At 55.1% G+C, this 22,695-nt stretch carries 23 protein-coding genes and 1 other RNA gene; 12 read left to right on the top strand and 12 right to left on the bottom strand.

Going from position 1 to position 22,695, the window contains the following annotated elements; translation table 11 throughout:
- Positions 1–53: 53 nt before the first annotated feature.
- The 3 genes from ACZ5ER_RS01325 to ACZ5ER_RS01315 are packed head-to-tail and all read left to right on the top strand — an operon-like array spanning position 54 to position 2,160.
- The gene (locus tag ACZ5ER_RS01325) at positions 54–566 is read left to right on the top strand and encodes a hypothetical protein (protein ID WP_050002411.1); all 513 of its coding nucleotides are present in this window, start codon (positions 54–56) and stop codon (positions 564–566) included.
- A complete protein-coding gene (locus tag ACZ5ER_RS01320) occupies positions 547–1,308 on the top strand; it encodes an NAD+ synthase (RefSeq protein WP_464934633.1) in 762 nt (253 codons plus the stop codon). Before ACZ5ER_RS01325 ends, ACZ5ER_RS01320 begins: the two co-directional genes overlap by 20 nt.
- 9 nt (positions 1,309–1,317) lie before the next feature.
- Positions 1,318–2,160, top strand: a complete 843-nt coding sequence (locus ACZ5ER_RS01315) for an EamA family transporter (protein WP_050002413.1) — start codon at positions 1,318–1,320, stop codon at positions 2,158–2,160.
- Positions 2,161–2,165: 5 nt separating this feature from the next.
- On the opposite strand, the gene glnA is transcribed toward ACZ5ER_RS01315, so the two are convergent.
- Positions 2,166–3,488, bottom strand: a complete 1,323-nt coding sequence (gene glnA / locus ACZ5ER_RS01310; protein WP_464934632.1) for a type I glutamate--ammonia ligase — start codon at positions 3,486–3,488, stop codon at positions 2,166–2,168.
- Positions 3,489–3,711: 223 nt separating this feature from the next.
- Between glnA and ACZ5ER_RS01305 the strand changes: the two genes are divergently transcribed.
- The 4 genes from ACZ5ER_RS01305 (at position 3,712) to rnpB (ending at position 6,411) form a co-directional block, all read left to right on the top strand.
- Positions 3,712–4,116: a DUF61 family protein gene (locus tag ACZ5ER_RS01305; RefSeq protein ID WP_464934631.1), complete on the top strand. Its 405-nt coding sequence runs from the start codon at positions 3,712–3,714 to the stop codon at positions 4,114–4,116.
- A gap of 5 nt (positions 4,117–4,121) precedes the next feature.
- Positions 4,122–4,394, top strand: coding sequence for a hypothetical protein (locus ACZ5ER_RS01300; RefSeq protein WP_050002416.1), 273 nt, complete (start codon positions 4,122–4,124; stop codon positions 4,392–4,394).
- Between the two features lie 32 nt (positions 4,395–4,426).
- Entirely contained in the window at positions 4,427–6,052 is a 1,626-nt protein-coding gene (locus tag ACZ5ER_RS01295; protein ID WP_464934630.1) for a hypothetical protein, read from the top strand.
- A gap of 37 nt (positions 6,053–6,089) precedes the next feature.
- Positions 6,090–6,411: RNase P RNA component (gene rnpB, locus ACZ5ER_RS01290), an RNA gene on the top strand.
- Between the two features lie 337 nt (positions 6,412–6,748).
- Here rnpB and ACZ5ER_RS01285 read toward each other — a convergent pair.
- Genes ACZ5ER_RS01285 through priL form a run of 3 tightly spaced genes read right to left on the bottom strand, consistent with a single transcriptional unit; the run spans position 6,749 to position 9,430 of the window.
- Positions 6,749–7,198, bottom strand: a complete 450-nt coding sequence (locus tag ACZ5ER_RS01285) for a DMT family transporter (protein WP_464934629.1) — start codon at positions 7,196–7,198, stop codon at positions 6,749–6,751.
- Positions 7,195–8,232 carry a DNA primase catalytic subunit PriS gene (priS, locus tag ACZ5ER_RS01280; protein WP_464934628.1) on the bottom strand — a complete coding sequence of 346 codons (1,038 nt, stop codon included), beginning with the start codon at positions 8,230–8,232 and terminating at the stop codon, positions 7,195–7,197. Before priS ends, ACZ5ER_RS01285 begins: the two co-directional genes overlap by 4 nt.
- Positions 8,225–9,430, bottom strand: coding sequence for a DNA primase large subunit PriL (priL, locus tag ACZ5ER_RS01275; protein ID WP_464934627.1), 1,206 nt, complete (start codon positions 9,428–9,430; stop codon positions 8,225–8,227). The genes priS and priL overlap by 8 nt, the downstream gene beginning before the upstream one ends.
- A gap of 232 nt (positions 9,431–9,662) precedes the next feature.
- On the opposite strand from priL, the gene ACZ5ER_RS01270 reads away from it, so the two are divergent.
- From ACZ5ER_RS01270 to ACZ5ER_RS01260, 3 genes are read left to right on the top strand one after another with little or no spacing between them, the layout of a single operon-like run.
- Positions 9,663–10,415 (top strand): ATPase domain-containing protein, encoded by a 753-nt coding sequence (locus ACZ5ER_RS01270; protein ID WP_050002421.1) that lies wholly within the window; start codon positions 9,663–9,665, stop codon positions 10,413–10,415.
- A 45-nt stretch (positions 10,416–10,460) separates the two neighbouring features.
- On the top strand, positions 10,461–11,624 hold the full coding sequence (locus ACZ5ER_RS01265) for a hypothetical protein (RefSeq protein ID WP_464934626.1): 1,164 nt from the start codon (positions 10,461–10,463) through the stop codon (positions 11,622–11,624).
- On the top strand, positions 11,603–12,727 hold the full coding sequence (locus tag ACZ5ER_RS01260) for a tripartite tricarboxylate transporter permease (RefSeq protein ID WP_464934625.1): 1,125 nt from the start codon (positions 11,603–11,605) through the stop codon (positions 12,725–12,727). Before ACZ5ER_RS01265 ends, ACZ5ER_RS01260 begins: the two co-directional genes overlap by 22 nt.
- A gap of 2 nt (positions 12,728–12,729) precedes the next feature.
- On the opposite strand, the gene ACZ5ER_RS01255 is transcribed toward ACZ5ER_RS01260, so the two are convergent.
- Entirely contained in the window at positions 12,730–13,041 is a 312-nt protein-coding gene (locus tag ACZ5ER_RS01255; RefSeq protein WP_050002423.1) for a DUF5748 family protein, read from the bottom strand.
- A gap of 94 nt (positions 13,042–13,135) precedes the next feature.
- Between ACZ5ER_RS01255 and ACZ5ER_RS01250 the strand changes: the two genes are divergently transcribed.
- A complete protein-coding gene (locus ACZ5ER_RS01250) occupies positions 13,136–14,326 on the top strand; it encodes a class I SAM-dependent rRNA methyltransferase (RefSeq protein WP_050002424.1) in 1,191 nt (396 codons plus the stop codon).
- A 68-nt stretch (positions 14,327–14,394) separates the two neighbouring features.
- On the opposite strand, the gene ACZ5ER_RS01245 is transcribed toward ACZ5ER_RS01250, so the two are convergent.
- The 4 genes from ACZ5ER_RS01245 to ACZ5ER_RS01230 are packed head-to-tail and all read right to left on the bottom strand — an operon-like array spanning position 14,395 to position 18,718.
- Entirely contained in the window at positions 14,395–15,138 is a 744-nt protein-coding gene (locus ACZ5ER_RS01245) for a methyltransferase domain-containing protein (RefSeq protein WP_464934624.1), read from the bottom strand.
- A 36-nt stretch (positions 15,139–15,174) separates the two neighbouring features.
- A complete protein-coding gene (locus ACZ5ER_RS01240) occupies positions 15,175–16,443 on the bottom strand; it encodes a M20 family metallo-hydrolase (protein WP_050002456.1) in 1,269 nt (422 codons plus the stop codon).
- A 16-nt stretch (positions 16,444–16,459) separates the two neighbouring features.
- Positions 16,460–16,792 carry a PqqD family protein gene (locus tag ACZ5ER_RS01235; protein ID WP_050002457.1) on the bottom strand — a complete coding sequence of 111 codons (333 nt, stop codon included), beginning with the start codon at positions 16,790–16,792 and terminating at the stop codon, positions 16,460–16,462.
- A gap of 39 nt (positions 16,793–16,831) precedes the next feature.
- Positions 16,832–18,718 carry an OPT family oligopeptide transporter gene (locus ACZ5ER_RS01230; protein WP_050002458.1) on the bottom strand — a complete coding sequence of 629 codons (1,887 nt, stop codon included), beginning with the start codon at positions 18,716–18,718 and terminating at the stop codon, positions 16,832–16,834.
- A 220-nt stretch (positions 18,719–18,938) separates the two neighbouring features.
- Between ACZ5ER_RS01230 and ACZ5ER_RS01225 the strand changes: the two genes are divergently transcribed.
- Positions 18,939–19,754, top strand: a complete 816-nt coding sequence (locus ACZ5ER_RS01225) for an MBL fold metallo-hydrolase (RefSeq protein WP_050002459.1) — start codon at positions 18,939–18,941, stop codon at positions 19,752–19,754.
- On the opposite strand, the gene glmM is transcribed toward ACZ5ER_RS01225, so the two are convergent.
- From glmM to ACZ5ER_RS01210, 3 genes are read right to left on the bottom strand one after another with little or no spacing between them, the layout of a single operon-like run.
- Complete coding sequence (gene glmM / locus ACZ5ER_RS01220; RefSeq protein WP_464934623.1) at positions 19,732–21,102, bottom strand: phosphoglucosamine mutase; 1,371 nt, start codon at positions 21,100–21,102, stop codon at positions 19,732–19,734. The genes ACZ5ER_RS01225 and glmM overlap by 23 nt on opposite strands.
- A 29-nt stretch (positions 21,103–21,131) precedes the next feature.
- Positions 21,132–21,536 carry a UPF0146 family protein gene (locus tag ACZ5ER_RS01215; protein ID WP_464934622.1) on the bottom strand — a complete coding sequence of 135 codons (405 nt, stop codon included), beginning with the start codon at positions 21,534–21,536 and terminating at the stop codon, positions 21,132–21,134.
- 32 nt (positions 21,537–21,568) lie between these two features.
- Positions 21,569–22,687: an ABC transporter ATP-binding protein gene (locus ACZ5ER_RS01210; RefSeq protein WP_464934621.1), complete on the bottom strand. Its 1,119-nt coding sequence runs from the start codon at positions 22,685–22,687 to the stop codon at positions 21,569–21,571.
- Positions 22,688–22,695 lie beyond the last annotated feature (8 nt).

Here is a 22,695-nt window from a genome sequence, read left to right as displayed (position 1 = left end):
ACACAACTTTTTTATTTTAATTCTCTGTCTCTCGTTGTTGAAGGTGGTACCTGATGAGTAGCTTCAGAGAAGGTATTACGTATCCCCCAATCAGAACTGGCCTGATACTGCTGTTGCTGGCTTTTCTGATGTCCCTTGCCGCCTCTTATAACGTGCTCAGAGAAGACGTTCGAACTGGCGTTTGGGGGCCCGGAACTCACTCCATTGGTGACGAGATTGAGGTGTCTGGGGAAGTTGTGAGTATAAGCCTTGAGATTTCCTCGGACAACGCTTCGGTCAGGGTAATCGCCGATGGTGTGGAAAACACCTACACCCTGTCTGGGAGCAGCGAGAGGTTGGAACTTTCTTCGCCCCCGTCTGTTCTGGTCGAGAACGGGGAGGTCAGCTATTCGTATGCTGTAAAGTGGGTGGAGTACCCGTATTCTTATCTCGGCTTCCTGGCGTTTTTCATCATGATCGTGGGAAGCGTTATCGCCTTTAGGGGGTACCTAAGCTTCATGGAGTCCCTCAAAGAGAAGGCAACGGCAAAGAAGAGGGGGGAGAAAAATGAGGGCTCTAAACTATGATGTCGCTATAAAAACCACCATGGACTTCATAAAAGAGAAAGTGGGCGATGCTGGGGCGAATGGAGTTGTGGTTGGAATCAGCGGGGGCATAGACAGCGCGACCGTCGCGTACCTCGCCGTTAGGGCCCTTGGGAAGGATAGGGTTATGGGTCTTATCATGCCCTACTACAAAAATCGTGATGTTGATGACGCGAAACTCGTCTGTGAGAGCCTGGGAATCGAATACGAGCTGATAAACATAAAGCCCATCGTAGATGAGTTCGAGAAGGCCGTTGGGGGGCTTGACACCCTGAGCAGGGGGAACGTAATGTCAAGGACGAGGATGGTTCTCCTCTATGCCCACGCCAACGCCAGGAACTACCTCGTCCTGGGTACCTCCAACCGGAGTGAGTTTCTGACCGGCTATTTCACCAAGTGGGGCGACGGGGCGAGCGACTACGCTCCGCTCATAAATCTCTACAAGACAGAGGTCTGGGAGATAGCAAAGCGTCTGGGAGTTCCTGAGGGGATAATCCAGAAGAAGCCCTCTGCCGGCCTCTGGGAGGGGCAGACCGACGAGGACGAGCTGGGAATAAGCTACCGCCTCCTTGATGAAATCCTGTGGCGTCTAGTTGACTTGAAGATGGAGAAGGGGGAAATAGCGAGGGAGCTTGGCGTTCCAGTTGAGAGGGTAGAATACGTCGAAGGCCTCGTGAAGAAGAGCGAGCACAAGAGGAGACTCCCCATCGGGCCAGAGTTCTGAGGTGAGCGCATGAAGAGGGGCTACATTCTCGTTTTTCTCGCTGCGTCTATGTGGGGGACTCTCGGTATCTTCGCCAAGTACCTCGACGGCTTTGGCCTCAGCCCGTTCACTATGGTATTTTACCGCGTCCTTTTTGCCCTGATACTCCTGGGCATGTACCTTAAGCTCAGGGGTATCGGGCTCTCCATTGAGAAGGGAAGGCTGAAGTTCTATGCCCTTTACGGGTTCTTCAGCATATTTCTCTTCTACACGCTCTATTTCTACACTGTAACTATCTCCTCGGTCTCCTTTGCTGTCCTGCTCCTCTACACCGCGCCGGTGTACTCGATAGTCCTGGGACGGCTGGTCTTTGGGGAGCCGATGAGCAGGGAAAAGCTCGTTGCGCTGGTCATGGTGATGGTTGGAGTTGTCCTCGTCAACGGTTCTGGGGCTGAATTTTCCGCCAGGGCGCTTGTATTCGGCCTCCTTACCGGGCTGACCTACGCCCTCTATGGGGTTCTTGCAAAGCTCGCCGTGAGAAAAGAAGAGCCCGAGAAGGCCCTCTTCTACACCCTGCTTTTTGGGTTCTTCTTCCTCATCCCGTTCTCTGACTTTAGCGTTCCGACCGGTGCGGTCCCCTACCTCTTCGCACTGGCACTCTTCCCGACGTTCCTCGGCTACGTCCTCTACAACCACGCTCTGAAGGAAGTGGAGGTCAGCAGGGCAAGTATAGTCGCAACTATAGAGCCCGTTGTCGCAATACTCCTCGCATACATTCTCTTCGGGGAAAAGCTTACGCTGTCCCAGGTGCTTGGTGGGGCCCTCATAATCGGGGCCTCTGTGCTGGTTCACATCAAAGAGGAGAAGGGCTGAGGGACTCAAATGTAGAAGTACCTCTCAAGCTCCCACTCCGTCACTTTTTTCGTCTTAACCGGCAGTCCTTCACTCTCAAGGTAGGTCACGTATTCGCTCCATTCGTTCTCTTTGTAGGCGATGAAGTTTCTGTACGCCTCGCCAAGGGCGTCTCTCACAATCCTGTCCTTTTTGAGTTCTTCGAGTGCCTCTCCAAGGCTTCCGGGCAGGGTTTCGATTCCCCGCCTGTTTCTTTCTTCCTCGGTCATGTTGTAGACGTTGCCCTCGACGTATGCATCGGGTTCGAGCTTTCTCTTTATTCCGTCGAGTCCTGCCATCAGAACCGCGGCTATTGCCAGATATGGGTTGGCGCTGGGGTCCGGGCACCTGTACTCTATCCTCGCCCCGCTGTTCTGGAAGGCTGGAATCCTCACGAGGGTGCTCCTGTTTCTGTAGCCCCAGCTGATGTAAACGGGGGCCTCGTAACCGGGAACGAGGCGCTTGTAGCTGTTCACCGTTGGGTTGGTTACGGCGGCGAGGGCCTTTGCGCGCTTCAGGATTCCGGCTATGAAGTGGATTGCAGTCTCGCTCAGTCCGTCTTCCCCTGCGAAGGCGTTCTCTCCGTTCCTCCAGAGGCTTATGTGGAGGTGCATCCCGTTGCCAGGGAATCCGTAGAGGGGTTTTGGCATGAACGTCGCGTGGAGGCCTCTCATCTCGGCTATGGCCTTGACGATGTACTTGAAGCTCACGAGGTTGTCCGCGGTCTTTAGGGCCTCGTCGTAGCGGAAGTCAATCTCGTGCTGGGCTTTGCCAACCTCGTGGTGGAGTGCCTCAGGCACGAGGCCAAACGACGGCATGTAGAGTGCTATTTCTCTCCTGAGCTCCCTCGCCTTGTCGAGCGTCACCAGGTCAAAATACCCTCCACTGTCTGGTATGTGGAGCTCCCACGTGCCGTTCTTCTTGAAGAGGTAGAACTCCGGCTCTGGCCCTATATATGCCTTGAACCCTTCCTTTTCGAGCCTTTTGAGGGTCCTCCTCAGGACTCCTCTGGGGTCTGCTCCGTAGGGCTTTCCGTCCTTGTAGATGTAGCCGTAGACCCTTGCTATTCCTTCCCAGGGGACTTCTGCGTACGTGCTGGGGTCTGCCTTAAAGATGAGATCGCTGTCTTCTATGCCCTGGAACCCTGGGATGGAAGAGCCGTCAAAGGCTATGCCGTCCTCAACGGCCTCTTCGTACCTCTCAATGGGAATTTCCAGGCCCTTTGGGACGCCGTTTATGTCCACGAATATGAGCTGTAAGAACCTCTGCCTGGTGATATCAACATTTGGAAATTTTGCACTTATGTTCATTTTTTCATTCCTCCTTTGCTTAAACGTCTAATTATTTCCGCCTTTTGGTGAACAAATACTCCTAATTAACCCTTTCTCCTGGATTTTTGAACACGTGACAAAAAACGGCCGGCGTGCTTAATCTTTTTGACATTAAAATGCATATTTTGTTGGTTTCCAGCTGTTCTTTTGACAAAAAAATGCTAAACAACGTTTATCTGTCTTGCCCTGGATTAACACCTGTATGAACCCTGAAAACTCAATCCTAAAGGAAATCTACCGCATAAACAGTCATCTTCCTGCAAAGAGACTGACCCTTGCCCAGCTCCTTGAAGAGAACAGACCGTCGGTCAGGCTTAGGGACGGGAGCGAGCACTCTTTTAGACGCGCTGAGCTTGAGCGCATCAAGGGTTTGCTAGACCCGGGTGAGGATACTCAGCTCCTGCTCCCCATAGTCCTTGAGATTGTGAGCGACTTCAGGGGCTACTTCCGCGTCAGGGGAAGGGTCGCCGTCAAGGTGATAGACAAACTCCTCGGCTCATACGACCCTCTGGACGAGCCCGTGGAGAGGCTCTACCCGAGGTACCTGCTTTCGAGGGTTAGACGTGAGCTGCCGACGACAACAACCTACGCATTCATAGCGGAGTGATGGGTATGGACGACGAGAGGGTCTTCCTAAACTATCTCATCTTTACGGTGCCCCAGGTTACCGTACTTGTGGGAGCGATTTTTGGAATCCTCGTGCTTGTTGGGGTAGAGACCCCAATTGTCCTTGGGATTTTTGCGCTCCTTTACGGGGTGATGCTCCTCGCGGTTGCCCTCATTGCCAGGGAGCACTTCTCAGGCTTGATGTTGTATTGGCTGTTCTTGTTTTTCTCCATCGTTCTGGCCCTTTCGGGCGTTGGCATACTGGTCTATAACAGGTAACGTTTTATATTTTCCAGTTGTATAACTTTAAGGTGATGCTGATGTGGAGAATTTCTTCAGTGACGCTCATTGTACTGGTATTGCTGGCGATTCTGCCTCCGACAGCCGCTTCTTCGGACCAAGTGATTCAGGTCATAGCGGGGGACTACTCGGATGGAAGCGTCGTTGTTCTGAATCCCCACAGGGTGAACTACAAGCTGGCTTCAGTGAGGGAGGTCTGGGTTGAGTCGCCTGACGGAAGGCGCGTGGAGGGCTTCAATGTAACGATATCCCCCCGTGTGGTTCAGGACTGGGGGCTGGGGGAGGGAATGACGTTTAGATACAACGTGAGCTGTGCCCCAACGGTAGCACCCGGGGGCTATTCTCTAAAAATTCGGTTTCTGGGGGTTCTTCCTACCGGGGAGCTGTCAATATTCATTGTCTCCGTGCCTTTAACCGTCTTGGAAAGCCCGCTTCACTTTGGAGACGTTAACGTTTACACACTCACAGGGAGCTGGCCCAGGGTTTTTATTGGGGGCGAGCTGGTGGTGTATTCCTCGGTCTATAACATGGGTCATGTGGCCGTTAATGGGACGGCTTTTCTGACAATCTCTCGCGGCGGGAAGACCTACGTAAGCTTGAGTAAGGCCATTGTCTTTGAGCCTGCTTCAGATTCTACTGTGCTCTTTAACGTGAAACTCCCCTACTCTCTCGGGCAGGGGGACTATACCCTAAAATACGTCATAAAGACCCCGCGGGGGACGTTTTCTAAGACCTTGACTTTTTCCCTGGAGTGGGGGGTTTCCCTTCTGGGCGTTTCCCTTGAAAAAGACAGGGTTTATGTTGGAGATTCGGCCGTCGCATACGTCTCTGTAATGTCTCAGCGAAATATACCTGCCAATCTAACGGTCCGGTTCATCAATGATAAAGGGGAACACGTGGACACTTTGCTCAAGCAGCTTTCCCTTGGGGAGGGTTCCTTTGTCTTTGAAGTGCCTCTGTTTACAGAGGCTCCCGGCCGCTATAACATATCAATCTCCATAGGCGTCGGTGAAAATGTTATCGGCACAGCGTCCGCAACCTACGAAGTTGTTGAGGCCCCCAGGATTTCCTCGGTTGTCCCAGTGTACTCAGAGGAGAACCTGGAGTTTCGTGTCATGATTTCAAACCCCGGCGCCGCGGCTTCGGGTGTTATCTCATACCTGCTCCGCTTCGAAAACGGTACTGTGTACAAAGGCTCGAAGGTCATTGACGTTCCATCCGGGAATTCCACCGTTGTCTTTGTGTTTCCATCGGGTGCCGGTGACGTTGAGTACACCTTCAATCTCTCTGTCGGCGGCCGCGTTAGCTCGGCGAGCGGGACGTTTGAGCAGCCCTCTCCCCCAACACCGGGACCTGCTCCCACAAACACTTCAACTACGCCTGTAGAGAACACCACTTCGAGCTACACTCCATCAAACTCAACGGGTGCGCCGACGTCCGGTGGGTTGTGGTGGCTGTTCGCAGTCCTGTTGATTACTGCACTGGTCGTGAGTGGGGCGTATTGCATCCACAGAAATCAGGCAGGGAGAAAGCGCCGGGGGAAGCGTGGGCCAAAACGTCGCTCTCCTCTCGGGAGATTCAGGAGGCCGAGGCCTCCTACGTTCTGGGAAAGGGACTCTCTCCCCAAAAAGAAGTGACCAAACCTTTTTATTCTCCCTTTTCTACTTCCTTACGGCGAGGGGGTCGGGGGCTCTCGGGGTACTCCCGAGGAAGTTCCGCCCACCGCACCGGGGCCGCGGTGCCGCAAGGCACCTCCCGAGAGGGAGGGCAACGGCGCAGAAACGACACGGCCCCCGGGAGATGTGAATGACGCGTGCGAAGGGCCCGGCGACGGGTCCCGAGCTAACCCGCAGACAATCCCGGGGGATGCGGTGAAACGGCCGTCCCGCGGGGTGCAAGGCCGAGGGAGGGGCGATGAGTTCCCGGTGTGAGCCCCGTGGTAGGCCGCTCAGTCGAATGCCCCCTTGATACAGAAGGCGGGCTACGACCCCCTCGCCAAATCAATAGATGAAACTTCTCCGAAGGCCAAGAACGCGTAAACTATCGCGCTCAGCGGGTCGAGGTAGCTGAGCAAAGCGGCGTCTTTGACCTCGACCTTTTCAGCCCGTCCATGTAAAGGTAGGGAGCGAATACAGTATGCACGAGAACGAGAACCGCTATTGCCCACTAGACCGGGTTTCCGACGTTTTCAACGGCCACGAAGGGGACTAAAACGGCAGAAGCTACCGCCAGCTGGAGGAACGTCAGGCTTTCGCCGTCAATCTCCCTGAGGAACCTGCCCAGGTTTGGGATTAGAGCATAGAAGAACGCCGCCAGGAATGCAAGGACTATTCCTATGAAGTCCCTGTCCGAGCGGCTGATTTTCTGGACGATGTTATAAGGAGCAGTCCAGCAAAGGCCATCCCGATGCCGGCTATTTTCCGCCTGTCAAGGCCCTCTCCGAGGAAGCGCCACGAAATCAGCATCGCCAGGACGGGAGAAACATAGTAAACGAGGACGGCGTTGGCTATGGTAGTGTAGTTGAAGGCGGTAAACAGAAAGGCCCAGTTAAGAGCTAAAGACGCTCCCAGTGCCAGCAGGTGGAGAGGCCTCTCTTTTAGCTTGCCCAGCGTGTATCCCAGCTTTTTCCTGAACTTCAGGATTGGGAGGAGGACGAGCGCCCCAAGCGAGACCCTTGCAAAGGCCACACCCAGTCCGGACAGGCCGGAAAGTCTGCCGAATACCCCGACGCTTCCCCATATCAGCATTGCGACCGCTATCTGTGCCTTTGGGTTTATCCTCATTCCAGGGAGCCCCCCCACTCCTCGTACGCTTCCTTCACTTCCTCCTTTCTGAACTCTGGAACCGCGTCCCTGAACGGGTCGAAGCGCTCAAGATTTTTCTCGTCACCCCCTATGTACGTGGCCACCAGCCCAACTTTTGAGTGAAGGCTTGAGGGCAGGCGTAGGATTCTCTTGATGTCCACGGTAACCCTTCCGTCAAAGTATGCCTTTGAGAACGTGCTTGATATTGAGAACAACCGTATGAGCGTTTTATATCCCACCCCGCTCGGAAATGCTGCCAGCAGGCCCTTCTCAACGAAGCTTTTGACTATCTGCTCCCTGCTCTCCTCGCTCAGTATCTTTCTTGCGAGGCCTTTCTTTATCCCAGCACTTATTAGATGGTTCTCGTTGGCCCTCTTTATGAAGTAGCCGAACCGGAGCCTGAAGGTTCTGAAGTAGCCGCTCGACAGCATAATCCTCCGGCTCATGACGTCCTCAAATGTCACTTCCTCAGAGGCGCTGATGTATGCGAGAATCCTCTCCCTCGCTTTGGAGTCCAGCCTTAGCGCCCACTCGTCAAGAACCCTTATGTGGTATCCCCTGCCCGAGTAGACCACGTGGACGTTCTCAAAGCCGAAGTCCTCCTTCAGGACCACCAGCGTGTCCTTCGCCAGCTCCTTGGCGTCCTCAAGGCAGATTGGACAGACCTGTCCGCTCGGGTGCCTGTCCATACACCGCCTTAAGGGCAGGTCTTTGGCGTCTATGTCGAAGACCAGCTCCGCACCGAGCCAGCCCTCCATTTCAGCCGGCTCCCTGTAGAGGGCAACCGAAGTGTAGACCGCGTAGGGAGATGTCGCCTTGATGTAGTCCTCCAAATCCCTAACATCGGCGAAGACGTTTTTCCTGTCGCTCGGCCCTTCTCCCGTATGGTCAAAGCCAAACTCCCGCTTTTCGAGCTCCTTTAAGATGAACTCTGGTATCATCTCTGCCTTCCACTCACCCTTATAGTAGAGCTCCCTTTCTTCCCTGCTGACCTCTCTGAGGAGCTCAGCCACTTTCCTCACCCCCTTGAGCCTCGCTCCGCTCTTCCCTCGCGAGCCTGCGGAGGTAGTAGGTCAGCGGGTTTTTTACTCCCCTGCAGTGCTTGTCCGGCTTGCACAGCTGGGGCGCGTTGGCGCGTATCTTGTCGCAGTTCGGGGGGAAGTACCAGGTTGAGTTCCCGCTGTCCTCAAGGGTAGGGCTGTCGGTGAGGCCGAAGCCGAGGTGGTACCAGATGTTCTTAATCTCGTGGGGCTGGTCTTCGAAGAGGGGTGGTTTACAGCGGTTTCCGGCCTCGATGATAATCGGTAGAATTTCCTCCTCAATGATTCTCAGGTCGCTCACGCAGTCCTTGACGCGGACGTCCCTTTTTGGCGGGTTCGGACAGAGGCGCGCGTAGCTGAGGAAGCTCGTTAGGAGGACGGTAATCGCGTAGTTCCTCATTCCCGCGGGGACGCCCTTCAGGGCCTCCTTCACGCACGGCGGGAAGAGGTCGAGGCGGAGCGGTTTGGCGCCGACTTTTCCAAGCTTCTCGAGCCTCTCTTTGAAGTACTCTCCCGCAAGTTCCTCCAGCTTTTCTCTCAGCTTCTCATAGAACTCCGGTAGCTCGTCCCGCACCTCTGTGAGAATGCTGACCGCCCTGTCGAACCGCCTCTCGAAGGCCATCTCCCAGAGCCGTAGTGTTTCTTTCCATCGGAGGTACGCGTAGCCCCTTCTGATGTAGATCTCTTTCAGAGACCCGTCCCACAGTTCGATGAATTTGCTCAGGGGCATTCTGTATTTCAGCTTGAGCTTCTCCTTATCCTCTTTCGGCAGGTTTCTGTCCATTGCCCTCTCAAGTATCTTTCTATCTCTTTCCGGAACTTCCTCTGCCGGCTCAATTTCTAGGAGGCTCCCTTCAAGTGAGCCTTTTCTCTCTATCCGCGCGCGGTAGAGCTTCGCGGTGGCCTTTCTCACGAACTCAACTTCAATGCCGTACGGTGAAAATGCGAGGGCCCCCAAGAGAGCGTAGAATCTGAAGAGGTCTCTAAGCTCTTCGAGAGCATCAATCTTGAGGAGCTCGGCGGGGGGTTCGCTCGAGTCAGTCATCCATCTGACGAGTGAAAGGGCCTCATCTACACCTATGCTTGAGGGGATTCTCTCCAGGAGCGTTAAAATGTCCCCAAACTCACGCCGTATTAACTCCTGTGCCTCCCTTCCAAAGGGGTCGGGCATGGTTTCACCTTCCAGTCACTTGGGGTTATCCAATAAAACGTTTCCCCTTCTATATATGGCCGCGCGTTGGTTCTCTGGTTTTGGGGTATGTTCCATTGCAAATCTTCCATCGGATTGCAGTTTATTTCCATTATCTTCCAAAAGTTTTATATCTACAAACCATCAATTAGGTATAGCAGTAGCATGGGAATGGATAGAATGGAAATTCCAAATAGCACTCACGGTGATTCCTATGACCGGAAATGTTTGGCAGGTTCCGAGAGTCAAGACCGGGATTCCCGGTTTTGATGACCTCGTTGGGGGAGGATTTCCAGCGGGGACCACAGTTCTCGTGACTGGTCCCACTGGGAGCGGTAAAACGACGTTCGCCGTTCAATTCGTTTACAAGGGTGCCGAGCTCTACGGTGAACCCGGCGTCATAGTCACCCTTGAGGAGCGTGCCCAGGACCTGAGACGTGAAATGAAGGCCTTTGGTTGGGACATTGAAAAATATGAGCGCGAGGGCAAGATAGCCATAGTGGACGGTGTCAGCGCGGTGGTTGGTCTCCCGTCTGAGGAGCAGTATGTTCTTGAGGGCAATCTCAACACCGAGGACTTTCTTAGGTACATCTACCGCGTTGTCAAGGCTATTAACGCGAAGAGACTGGTTATAGACTCCATTCCATCGATAGCATTCCGCCTTAAGAAGGAAGAGGACATCAGAGAAATGCTCCTTCAGCTCAATACAATACTCCTTGAGATGGGCGTCACCTCAATCCTTACGACCGAAGCCCCCGACCCTGCCAGGGGTAAGATTAGCAGGTACGGCATTGAGGAGTACATTGCGAGGGGCGTTATCCTGCTTGACTTCATTGAGAGGGAAGTTGAACTCAAGCGCTACCTTTTGATCAGGAAGATGCGTGAGACGAGGCATTCCATGAAGAAGTATCCCTTCGAAGTGACCGAGGACGGTATAGTTGTTTATCCAAGCGGGGAAATCTACTGACCTTCAACCCAAAATTTTTTAAAGTTCTGCTTCTTACTAAGTTTGATGGTGTCTAAAAAAGAACTTGTAGTTGCCCTGGCGTTGTCACTCATACTCGTTTCTCTTGCGCTTAGCCGTTACTCTCTGGAACGGGATTCCTTTACTGGTCTCTGCGTTCGCTCGTCCCCATCGTTCTCCCTCCTCTACGACGGGAGGGAAGCTGTTGCAGTGGGACGACAGCTTAATGTTGGGGAGATATACACCGTGGAAGGCAGGCTTAGAAAAACCGAGAACGGCCTGTGGATGGACGTTGCCTCGGCGATTCGGTCGAACGCGACGTTTCCCCTCGAACGGATTGAGGGTGCGTACTGGTACTCCAACGGCCCGCTCCTCTTAACTCCCCGCCGCGTCTACCTGCCCTATCCGCTGAACGTTTCGAAGGGTGCTTTTGTAAGAGTTCAAGGTCTGACCTACGGCTCGAAGTTTTATCCTGTTAAGGTGGAGGAAATTGGCAGTTTTCACGAGCTGAGGAACGGCATGCCTTACTCTGTTGATGGTGTTGTCCTATACGGCGGAAACCCCGCAACCCTCTGGAACGGGAGCGAAGAGTTTAGGGTTTACCTTCCATACGGCCTAACCCTCAAGCCAGGCTCCCGCGTGAGGGTTCTCGGCATAGCGAGGCTGCACTCGACGGTTACCCTCTACGCTGGGGACGGGGGCGATGTTGAATTCCTTGGGCCCGCTGAGAGCAAGCTCCTCGAAAACGCCAAAATCGGGGAAACAGCGACAGGGGAGTGCTTGGTTATTAAGAGCACCTCCCGGTACTTAAACCTCAACTGCACGTCCCTGCGGCTTTACGGCTTTCGGGCGAGGCCAGGGGACACGCTTCGTTTCAAAGCCCTCAGAAGAAAGTCGAGCCTGCTCTGTCTGGAATGCTCTGTTGTGAGGCCGAGGGAGAAACTTCCCAACGGAATATGCTCTTTTAGAGAAGGCTCCTTCGCAAGAATTTCCGGGACTGCTGTCCGGGTCAAAACCTACAGAAACGGTTTCGGAATAGCGAACGTTACGAACGGCACGTGCTCGGTCTTACTGAAGCTGCCTTCGAGGCTCGGCGTTTCTCTGGTTGAGGGAGATAACGTGACTGCTTACGGCTTCTTTACACTGTACAAGGGAAAACCGGCCTTTGAAGTCCAGTCGGGTGATGACCTTTGCTGCGGGAAGCGCTGTTAGGGCTTTTCCTCGGCACATTCACTGGAATAACACCTGGAATCCACGTGAACACGCTGGCCTCCATGCTCCGCGACGTTGTGCTGAGTCCCGTCGTCCTCTTCGCCATGGGGCTGACCCACACTTTCCTCGATGTTCTCCCATCAACGTTTCTCGGTGTCCCAGACGGAGGCACGGCCCTTAGCGTTTTGCCCGCTCACAGGCTCGTACTTAGGGGCAAAGGCCTTGAGGTAGTCAGAATAGCGCTGGTTGCGAGCTTCTTAGCAACTCTCTTTTCTATCCCTCTTATTCCGATATACATTCGTCTTGCCCCTCTCTATCGGCCGGCTGTGGGGAAAATCGCTGTCATCTTCTTGATAGTTCTCCTCGTGGCAACCGAAGACGGCGTGAAACGTCTCTATGCGCTCTTCGTGGTTTTTGTATCCGGGGCAGTGGGCTTCTTAGTCCTTTCCCTGTCCATGGAGGAGCCGTTCTACGCGCTTTTCACCGGGCTTTTTGGCGTCCCGGTGATAGTCTCTTCAATAGGTTCCGGAACAAGAAATATAGAACCGGGGAAGCCTGAAGTGGAGATTGCTCCGACAAAGCTCGCGTTCTTCTCCTTTTACGGGACGCTCTCAGGCATGCTTGCGTCTCTGTTTCCGGCCTTCACCGCGTCGCAGGCGGCCCTGCTCGGCACTTTTGTCTCCCGGGACGAGCGGTCTTTCCTAACTGTTGTTTACTCACTGAACACTGCCAACTTTCTCTTTGCGTTCTTCAACTTCCTAAAAACTGGGAGAGAAAGAAACGGGATAGTGGCGCTGATGGAGCCCTTAGGCCTTGAGAGCCTGCCCCCGTTTGTCCTGCTTGCGCTGTTTGTCGGCCTAGCGACCCTTCTCTACGGCGAAGCGCTCGCGGCCCTCTGTGCGGGGGCCCTTTCGAGGCTTCCATACCGGCTCATCAACTTTTTAGTCCTGGTGTTTTTGATAGTCCTGGCCTTCGTTTTTGATGGCGTCTTGGGACTGCTGGCGCTTACGGCATCTTCAATTACCGGCTACCTTGCGGTTCTTCTCGGCGTGAAAAGGACAAACTGCATGGGCTCCCTGATGCTCCCTGTCCTCCTGAGGTGAACTCAGGCTGACTTCTTCTCTTTCATAATCCTCTGGAACTCTGAGTAGTCGGTTACAATCCTCTTGCCGTCCAGCGTCTCGAAGTACACCTTCTTGACCTTCACCTTTTTGACGTCGGTGTACTTCATCTCAGGTGGGTCGTAAGAACCGGGCTCGACGACCTCGTCTTCTATTACATGGGTCTTTAGTTCGGGCTGGCCGACGTATTTCCATACCTCGTAGAAGACCTCCGGCTCGAGGTGTATCTCACCCTCGAGCTCTGTCCAGTCGGCCCCAATTTCTTCCAAGAACTCCTTCACAACCTCGAAGTGCATAGAAACCACCGCTTTATAATATGACGCCGGGGGTTAAATACCTATCGCCGGGCAGGTTTTTAAACCCCCTTCTCTAACTCCTCCGGTGGTTAAGATGGCGAGGGTAATCGTTGACGCTCAGGCTGCGAGAGCTATCGGTAAGGGCGCGATGATAGTCTTCAAGAAAGGGGTGGTGAGAACAGAGGGCGACTTCGAGCCGGGAGATATAGTCGAGGTCTACACGCGCGGGGGCAAGTTCCTCGGGAGGGGCTTTGTGAACCCGAACTCCAACATCATGGTTCGCCTGCTCATCAAGGACAGAGAAACCCCGATAACGAAGGAGCTCTTCAGGGAGAGGATTAAAAAGGCCAACGAGTACAGGAAGAAGGTTCTCGGCTACGACAAGGCATACAGGATGGTCTACGGCGAGGCGGACTACCTGCCGGGCCTCATCGTTGACAGGTTCAACGAGATAGCCTCAATCCAGATTTCGAGCATCGGTATGGAGCGCTTCAAGCTTGACCTTGCGGAGGCCATAATGGAGGCTGAGCCCGAAATCGAGACGGTCTTCGAGAAGAACACCGGGCGCTCAAGGCGGAGGGAGGGCTTGCCTGAGATAGAACGTGTCCTCCTCGGAAAGGAGAAGTACCGCACGATAATAGAGGAAGGGAAGGCAAAGTTCATCGTGGACATGCGGGGTCAGAAGACCGGCTTCTTCCTCGACCAGAGAGAGAACCGCATCGCGCTTGAGAAGTACGTCAAACCTGGAATGAGGGTTCTCGATGTCTTCACCTACACCGGCGGCTTTGCGATACACGCGGCAGTTGCTGGCGCCGATGAGGTAGTTGCCGTTGACAAGTCCCCTTGGGCTATCAACATGGTCATGGAGAACGCCAAGCTCAACGGGGTTGAGGACAAGATGAAGTATATAACGGGCTCCGCGTTCCAGGTCATGGAAGAGATGCTCAGGAAGGGAGAGAAGTTCGATATAGTAATTCTCGACCCGCCTGCCTTCGTCCAGCACGAGAAAGACCTCCAGCGCGGGCTCAGGGCGTACTTCAACGTCAACTACGCCGGCTTGAAGCTCGTGAAGGAAGGGGGAATCCTCGTCACGGCCTCCTGCTCCCAGCACGTTGATATGCAGACCTTCAAGGACATGGTGATAGCGGCCGCTGCTAAGGCGGGCAAGTTCCTCAAGATGCTTGAGCCCTACAGGACTCAGGCTCCAGACCACCCGATACTCATGGCATCAAAGGACACCGAATACCTTAAGTGCCTGTTCCTCTATGTTGAGGATATGCACTGAAGCTTGGGACGATGACGAGAAAGCACCTCCACTGAGAGCCAATGCTGAGACGCCCACGGTCGGAGTCCCTAAAGCGTTAAAATCAGGCTGTGTCTCCACCGGGTTCCCGCCTTAAAGCGGACGTCCTTCACCGAGTAGTCAAGCTCCTTTCCTTTTTCTGATATCGCGTCTATCAAGGGTTCTTTGTCGGGCAGGAAGAGGGCCACCCTTCCACCGGGTTTTAAGTAGTCCCTAGCCTCTTCGAGGAGCTTCACCGAGAACGCCTCGCCGTATTTGCCCCCTCCAACCCCTTCCCGCTCCGTCAAAACACCCCTCGTCGGTTTCTCGTAGTAGGGCGGAGCGGAAAAAACTACATCAAAACGCTCCCCCTCCGGGACGACGCCCCGGATTATTCCACCGTTGCTTTTGAGCAATCTAACTCTGGCGCCGTTCCTCTCGATGTTCTTCCTTGCGTACTCGAAGAACTCCTCATCGAGCTCCGTCGCCGTAACGTCGCACTTGAATAGCTTCTCTGCCATGAGGGCTATCATTGCGGTGTGTCCCGTGCCGATTTCCAGAACCCTCTCTCCTCCGCGCAGGAACGTCTTCAGGAAGAGGTAGCGCGAGACCGGCGTCGTTACAAGTCCTCGCGGGTGGTACTCAATCTCAAGCCCGAAGAGGGCCTTTGCTATTGCCCTGTTGTAGAGTATCCTCGTCTCCCTGTTCGAGAGGTCGAGTCTTCCGCGTTTGTCGAGGTATTTTTCAAGCTCCGGGAAGAGCTTTACCGCCTCTTTGACCGGCAGTCCGAGCTTTCCGTCCTTCCAGAGGGGCATAACCCAAGGTGGAAAAGAGGAAGAAAAAGCTTTTGCTCAGAGAAGCGCCAGCGCTGCCATGACCTTCGCGTCCTCGACCATGTTGTCTATCTTCGCGTACTCGTTGGGCTGGTGGGCCATCTCGTCGAGTGTCGCCCAGACCACCGCCGGGATTCCGAGCTTCCTGAAGTAGGCCGCGAAGGTTCCGCCGCCTATTCCGCCGACCTTGGCCTCCTTTCCGCGGAGCTTCCTGAGGGCCTCCTGGAGGAGCTTCACTATCTCGCTGTTCGGGTCCGTCGGCTCCGGGGCATCAACGCGCTGGAGGACTTCGAACTCTATCTCCGGCAGGACTTCTCCGTCAACTTCCTTCCTGTGCCTCTCCTTGACCTCTTCGGCCAACTTCTCTGCGTCGGCGAGGACCTCGTCGAGGTTATACCTCGGCAGAACCCTGCAGTCGAAGACGAGCTCGTGCTCGCCGGGGGCTATGTTCGGGCTGTCCGCGGGGTTTTTGACCATCGTCGGCTCGAAGGTGCTCTCAGGCGGGTCGAAGAGCTCGTCCCTCTCGCCGTACTTCTCGTGGAGGAGTCTGTCGAGGTGGTAGGCGAAGTCGAGGGCAACGCGGTGGGCGTTGAGGCCCTTGTCGGGCATGCTCGCGTGAACCTGCTTGCCCTTGACCCTTACCTTGAGCCAGAGGATGCTCTTCTCGGCGACCTCTATGAAGGTTCCGTCCTCGTTTCCGCCGTCCGGGACGAGGACAAGGTCGTCCTTCCTGAAGAGCTCCGGGTGGTTCTTCATCAGCCACTCGACGCCGTACTTGCTGCCGGTCTCCTCGTCGCTGACGAAGGCCAAAATAACTGTCCTCTTCGGCCTTATGCCGAGGTTCATCATGGCCCTTACCGCATAGAGGCTCGCCACCAGGCTCTGCCCGTTGTCCTCGCTTCCGCGTCCGTAAACTTTCCCGTCCTTCACGACCGGCTTGAAGGGCTCGGTAACCGTCCACTTGCTCAGGTCTCCGGGCGGGACTACGTCAAGGTGCGTTAGAATCCACAGGCGCGGGCTCTCCTCACCCTTTTCGCCGTAGTAGTAGGCCAGAATGCTCGGCCTGACGCCGTTTTTGGCCCTCTCGTCGGGCGCGTTGTAAACCTCAACCTTGTCGAACGGCCAGTCCTTGATTATCTCAAGGAGCTTCTGGGCCTTGTCGTATTCGCCCTCGTAGCCGTAGTCAGGACTTATGGCCGGAATCTTAATCAGCTCGACGAGTGTTTTTACCATCTCGTCGCGGAGCTTTTCAATCTCCTGCGAGACCTTTTCAAGGACTTCGCTCACGGGTATCACCACCATACTATAGCTCGCTTACCCTTTTAAACTCAACCAGATACCTCCTGGCCAGCTCAAAAAGAAAAGTCACCAGGCGCTCGTAGAGGGGCTCAACTTCTTCTCCAAAGCGGGCCTTGAGGGCCTTACCAATCTCCCTCACAGTTCTCCTGCCGTCGCAGAGCTCCCACGTGTATGCCCCTACCTCGTCGAGCTCTATCCTTCTGTAGTCCCCGTGGAGCCTCCGGGCCAGAAAGTCCAGCTTTGAGTCCATGGGGATTAAGAGGTAGTACTTGCCGTCAATCTTCTTCAGCTGGACTTTGGGGTTTGGCACTGGGACAAGCTCGAGGTACTCTTCCATGAAAGTCCCCTCCAAAAGAGGAAATAAAGGGACGGGCCTTCACTGGCCCTCTTTTCCTATCTTGTAGAGCCAGCCAAGCAGTCCAAAGAGGAAGAGGGCTCCGAGGACGTTGCCGGCGGTCGTGGTGGAGACGGAGGGCGCCACGTCGCCAATGATGAGTGCGGCGAACACTATTCCCATGAGAGCCTCTCCCGTTATAAGGCCCGCCGCTCCGAGGACTCCTGGGTCGGTGAGGCTCTCACCCTTGGCGCCCCTGACCTTGTCGACGAAGTACCTAACGATACCGCCGAGGAATATCGGGACGCCAAGTGAAAGCGGCAGGTATATACCGACGGCCACGGGCATTACCGGAGTCCTGAAGCTTGAGCCCTTCATGGCGAGTATCTCGTCGAGAATTATGAGCACTATTGCAATTCCGGCACCGATGAAGACCATGTTCCACGGCAGGTTGCCCTCGAAGACACCCTGGGTGACCTTTGCCATCAGGAAGGCCTGCGGTGCGGCGAGGGCGTTTTCTTTTGCCGTGGGAGTTCCTGCTATTCCGTACGCCTCAATCAGGAGGTTGAGGACGGGAGCCATGACGAGGGCCGCCGCGAACACACCGACAATCTCAAAGACCTGCTGCCTCTTGGGTGTTGCACCGACGATGTAACCAGTGGCAAGGTCCTGCATGGTGTCTCCAGCTATTGCTGCAGCGGTACACACGACGGCAGCGACGAGTATGGTGGCGACTGCGCCTTCAATGCCAGTAAGGCCGAGGGCCTTGAGGATGAGGGCCGTGAAGAGGAGGCTCATGATGGTTATTCCTGAGACCGGGTTGTTTGATGAGCCGACGATACCCGCGAGGTAGCCTGCTATTGCGCTTCCGAAGAAGCCCAGTATGAGCATGAGAACTGCCATCACCGCAGCGTGGAGGACGCTATCGAGCACGTGCATGTACAGGAGGAAGAGCGGAATGACGAAGGCAACGATGAGGACTATTACGTAGTTAAGAGGCATGTCCTCCTCTGTCCTCAGGACAGTACCTCCGGCCTGCCTGTGCTTAGCGGCTTCGAGACCGGCCTTGATACCTCTGCTTATCGGCCCCCTGAGCTTGATGAGGCTCCAGAGGCCACCGACGACCATCGCACCTACTCCCATGTACCTAATCTTGGTGCTCCAGATGGTCCAGGCAAGGTCGACGGCACTAAGACCATCGGGGTTGCCGTATGAGGCGGCATAGATGGGAATCGCTATGAACCATGCTATTGCACCACCGAGGAAGACAAGGAAGGCTATATTAAGCCCAACGATGTAACCGACGCTTACCAGCGCGGCGGAGAGGTCGCTTCCAAGGTAGAGAACCCTTTTTCCAATGAACTTCGCGCCTTCAAGGGTTCCCTTCCACACGCCGATGCTTCCGAGGAACTTGTAGAGCGCACCGAATATTCCACCTATGAATATCGGCTTCGCGTGGCTTCCACCCTTGTCACCGGCTATGAGGACTTCCGCACAGGCGGTACCCTCCGGGTACGGGAGCTTCTCCTCGGCTATGAACGCCCTCCTGAGGACGATTGTGAAGAGCGCACCGAGGGAACCGCCGAGAGCCGCTATCGCCGTGACCAGGTAGTACGGGAAGGTCGTGTAGTACTCGAGGACGACCAGCGCCGGGAACGTGAAGATGACTCCCGCCGCGAGGGACTCGCCTGCTGAAGCCGCCGTCTGCACCATGTTGTTTTCGAGGATGTTCTTGTCCTTGAACGCAAGAAGTATTGCCATCGATATAACCGCTGCTGGAATGCTGGCGCTCACGGTCATACCGGCGTACATGCCGAGGTAGGCGTTTGCCGCGCCCATTATCACTGAAAGCACAATACCCAAAACAAAAGCCTTCAGAGTGTATTCGGGCAGGGATTTCTCGGGTGGTATATAGGGTTTGAACTCCATTGTTGTCACCCCCTTAATTGGGCATAGTAATTAGGTGCCGCGTCATAAAAATGTTTTGTTGTGTTCATTTACGTTTGTCTGTGTGCTTGGTGGCACCCCTCTTGAAAGTTTTCCACTGCCATGGTGCTCTCTGCTCTTTTTGCTCCGCCGATGTGGGGCAATGCCTTATATACTCCCGGTTGTATATTTCACCGTCCGCAAAGGATACGGAGGTGGGGAAGTGATAGAGATAACGTTCCTGGGGAGCGGTGGGGGCAGGTTCATTACCATAACCCAGTTCCGCTCCACGGGAGGGTTCCACATAAGGGCCAGCAGGAACGTCTACGTTGACCCTGGGCCCGGGGCGCTTGTGAGGAGCTGGCGCTACAAGCTCGACCCGAGGAAGCTCGACGCCATCTTTGTCTCCCACAGGCACGTAGACCACTGCAACGACCTAGAGGTCATGGTTGAGGCGATGACAGGCGGTGCTCTGAAGAAGAGGGGGACGCTGATAGCATCTAAGAGCGTCGTCTACGGCGACGAGGATCACACGCCGGCGATAAGCAAGTACCACATAGACGTCCTGGAGAGCGTCCACACGCCGGAGCCCGGCAACAAGATAACTATCGGCGAGGAGGAGTTCCTGATAACTCCCAGCAAGCACTCAGACCCGACCACGATAGGCTTCCGCATGAGGACAGCCTACGGGGACATATCCTACATTCCGGACACTGCGTATTTCGACGGCCTGATAAAATGGCACGACGGGGCGAGGGTTCTCATAGCGGCAATTACGAGACCAAGGGACATGGGTATTCCGTACCACCTCAGTACCGACGATGCCGTCGAGATGCTGAAGAGCATGGAGAAGAAGCCTGAGGTGCTGGTAATGAGCCACATCGGAATGAAAATGCACTTTGCGAACCCATACAAGGAGGCCAAATACATAGAAAACGTCACGGGCGTAAAGACCTACGTCGCCAAAGAAGGGTTCAGGGTAATGGTGGACAAAAAGGAAATAGCAGTCAGAACGCTCAGGCCTGCCCGCTTTGTTTGAGCTTTTCCACTTCTTTTGCGACGACGCTGTAGGCAAGCTCAAAGAGCTCGTCGCGCCTCTTCTCGCTCGGGGCCTCGACCACGACGCGAATCTTCGGCTCCGTTCCGCTCGGTCTCACCAGAACCCAAGAGCCGTCCTTGAGCTGGAAGCGGTAGCCCGAAATCGTGAGGACTTCCTTAATCTCGTCCCCAAGCTTTTCTTCAAGAACCCGGTGTGCCCTTTCGAGGACGGCCTTTTTGAGATCGTCTGGGCACCTCACGTTCTTCTTGGTCAAGTAGTAGGTTGGTATCTCCTCCTTGATTATTTGGGAGAGCGGCTTTCCGCGCTCGTCTATGAGCTTTATGAGGAGCCCCATCGTCACGAAGCTGTCTATCCACGGGCCGAACTTCGGGTGGACGAGCTTCCAGGGCTCGGCGGCAAAGATGGCGCCGTACTTCTTTATTCCGTCGTGGGGCTGGCCGAGGGGAATTCTTACAACCTTTCCGCCCGCTTCCTCAACAACGTGGTCTATCCTTGAGCCGGTGTCTATCGAGACGACGACAGTTCCTCCTCCGTGTTCCTCCACGTAGAGCTTGGCGAAGAGCGCTATTAGAGTATCCTCGTTCACGTACTGGCCCTTCTCGTCGAAGACCGCTATCCTGTCGGCGTCGCCGTCCTGAGCGATGACCAGGTCAGCGCCGAGCGTCCTCGCGAGCTCGCCGAGGTAGGCGATGTTCTCGTACCTCGGCTCCGGCTTCCTTCCCGGGAAGTGGCCGTCGATGTGGGCGTTCACGCTTATCACTTTGGCGCCCATCTCCCGGAGGAGGTACGGCGCCACAACGCTTCCAGCACCGTTGGCGCCGTCGTAGAGAACCGTTAGGTTTGTTTCGTGATTGACAAAGTCGAGAACAGCCTTAATGTATTCATCCCTAATGTCGAGGCTTTTGAGGCCCTTTATCTCGTCCCACTGGGCCTTTCTGAAGTTCTTGGAGAAAACGAGCTCCTCAAGCTCTCTCTCCTGCTCAACGTAGAATTCCGTCCCGTCACCGTTGAAGACCTTTATGCCGTTGTCCGTCGGGGGGTTGTGGCTCGCGGTTATCATGACCCCCCCGTCGGCGTATTTCCTCGTTCCCCACGCCAGGGCTGGCGTCGGAATCAGGCCAAAGTCAAGGACTTCCTTTCCTGTCGAGAGGAGCCCGGAAATGAGGGCGCTCTGGAGCATCACGCTTGACGTCCTGCCGTCCCTGGCAACGGCCACGGTCTCTCCGTCGATGTACGTCCCCATGGCCTTTCCAATGTCCATCGCGAGTTCCGGCGTGACCTTCTCCCACAGAGTCCCGCGGATTCCAGCCGTGCCGAAGAGCTTCATAACACCACCGTGTTTAGTTGGGCGGGCCCTTAAATATCTTTGGTGGTGTAGATTGATAGCCCTCGGTAGTTTACCAGCCGCAGTCCCCTCGGGACGGAGTCGCCGCTCAGCGGTAGAATTACTAGGGGAACCCTTACTTTCCGGCTTAACTCAATAATCGGCCTCATTATCTCTGGTGTTGGCCTCACGGAGTAAAGGGCAACCGCGTCGCTGTAGAGCTCCAGCTTCGGCCTGAACAGGTCGTCCCGAACGGCTTTAATCCCCGCTTTCCTCGCGTTTTCCACGGCTTCCTCGTTCCAGTCCACTGCCAGAACGTCGTATCCGAGCTCCTTCAGCCTGAGCGCTACCTTTATCTGGAAGCCTATCCCCAGCTCGACTATTTTTCCCTTTGGAAACTTCTCCGCCAGAAAATCCGCGAAGTCCTCAATTGGCATGGGAGAAAATAGAAACGGGGGTTTAAAAAGCTTCAGAACACGGCCTTTCCGCTTCCCTTCTCGAAGATGTGGGCCTTACGCATGTCGAAGACAACGTCGACCTCCTGGCCCTCCACGACCTTGGACTCGGCGCGGAAGGAGCCAAGGAAGGTCACGTTGCCCACGCGGAGGTGGACTATCTTCTCGCTTCCGAGGTTCTCTATGATGTCCACCATAGCCCTGACCATGTTCTCCCCCGGAATCTTCACCTGGGCGAACATGGCATCGTAGAGGTCTTCCGGCCTGATGCCGAAAATGACATCCTTTCCGACGAGGTTCTTCTCCTCAAGAACCTCAAACTGATCTGGTAAGAGCTTGAGCTTGAACTCGCCGAAGTCCACGAAGCCGTCTTCTGTGACGGTTGCATCAATGAAGTTCATCGGCGGTGAACCGATGAAGCCGGCAACGAACGTGTTGGCCGGCCTGTCGTAGACTTCCTCGGGGGTTCCAACCTGCTGGAGGACGCCCCTGTTAATGACGGCAATCCTGTCGCCCATAGTCATGGCCTCAACCTGGTCGTGGGTGACGTAAATCGTGGTGACGCCGAGCTGTCTCTGGAGCCTCTTGAGCTCGGCGCGCATCTTTACACGGAGCTTTGCGTCAAGGTTGCTCAGCGGCTCGTCCATGAGGAAGACCTGCGGCTTTCTCACGATTGCCCTGCCGAGGGCGACACGCTGTCTCTGTCCACCGCTGAGCTCCCTTGGCTTTCTGTGCAGGAACTCCGTGAGACCGAGCATCTCCGCGACTTCTCTCACTCGCTTGTCAATCTCCTGCTTCGGAACCTTCCTCAGCTTGAGCGGGAAGGCTATGTTGTCGTAGACGGTCATGTGCGGGTAGAGCGCGTAGCTCTGGAAGACCATTGCGATGTCCCTGTCCTTTGGCGGGACAAAGACTCCCTTCTCCGGGTCGGCGACGAGCTTGTCTCCGATGTAAATCTGGCCTTTCGTGGGCTCTTCCAGACCGGCTATCATTCTGAGGGTTGTGGTCTTTCCACAGCCGGACGGCCCGAGGAGTATCATGAACTCGCCGTCCTTAATATCAAGGGTCATGTCTTTGACGGCGGTAAAGTCGCCAAACTGCTTCCACACATGGATGAGCTTAACTTCCGCCATCTCACCAC

Source organism: Thermococcus marinus (genome assembly GCF_055389025.1).
Note: the sequence above shows the minus strand (reverse complement) of the source record. Positions and strands in the feature narration are given on the sequence as shown.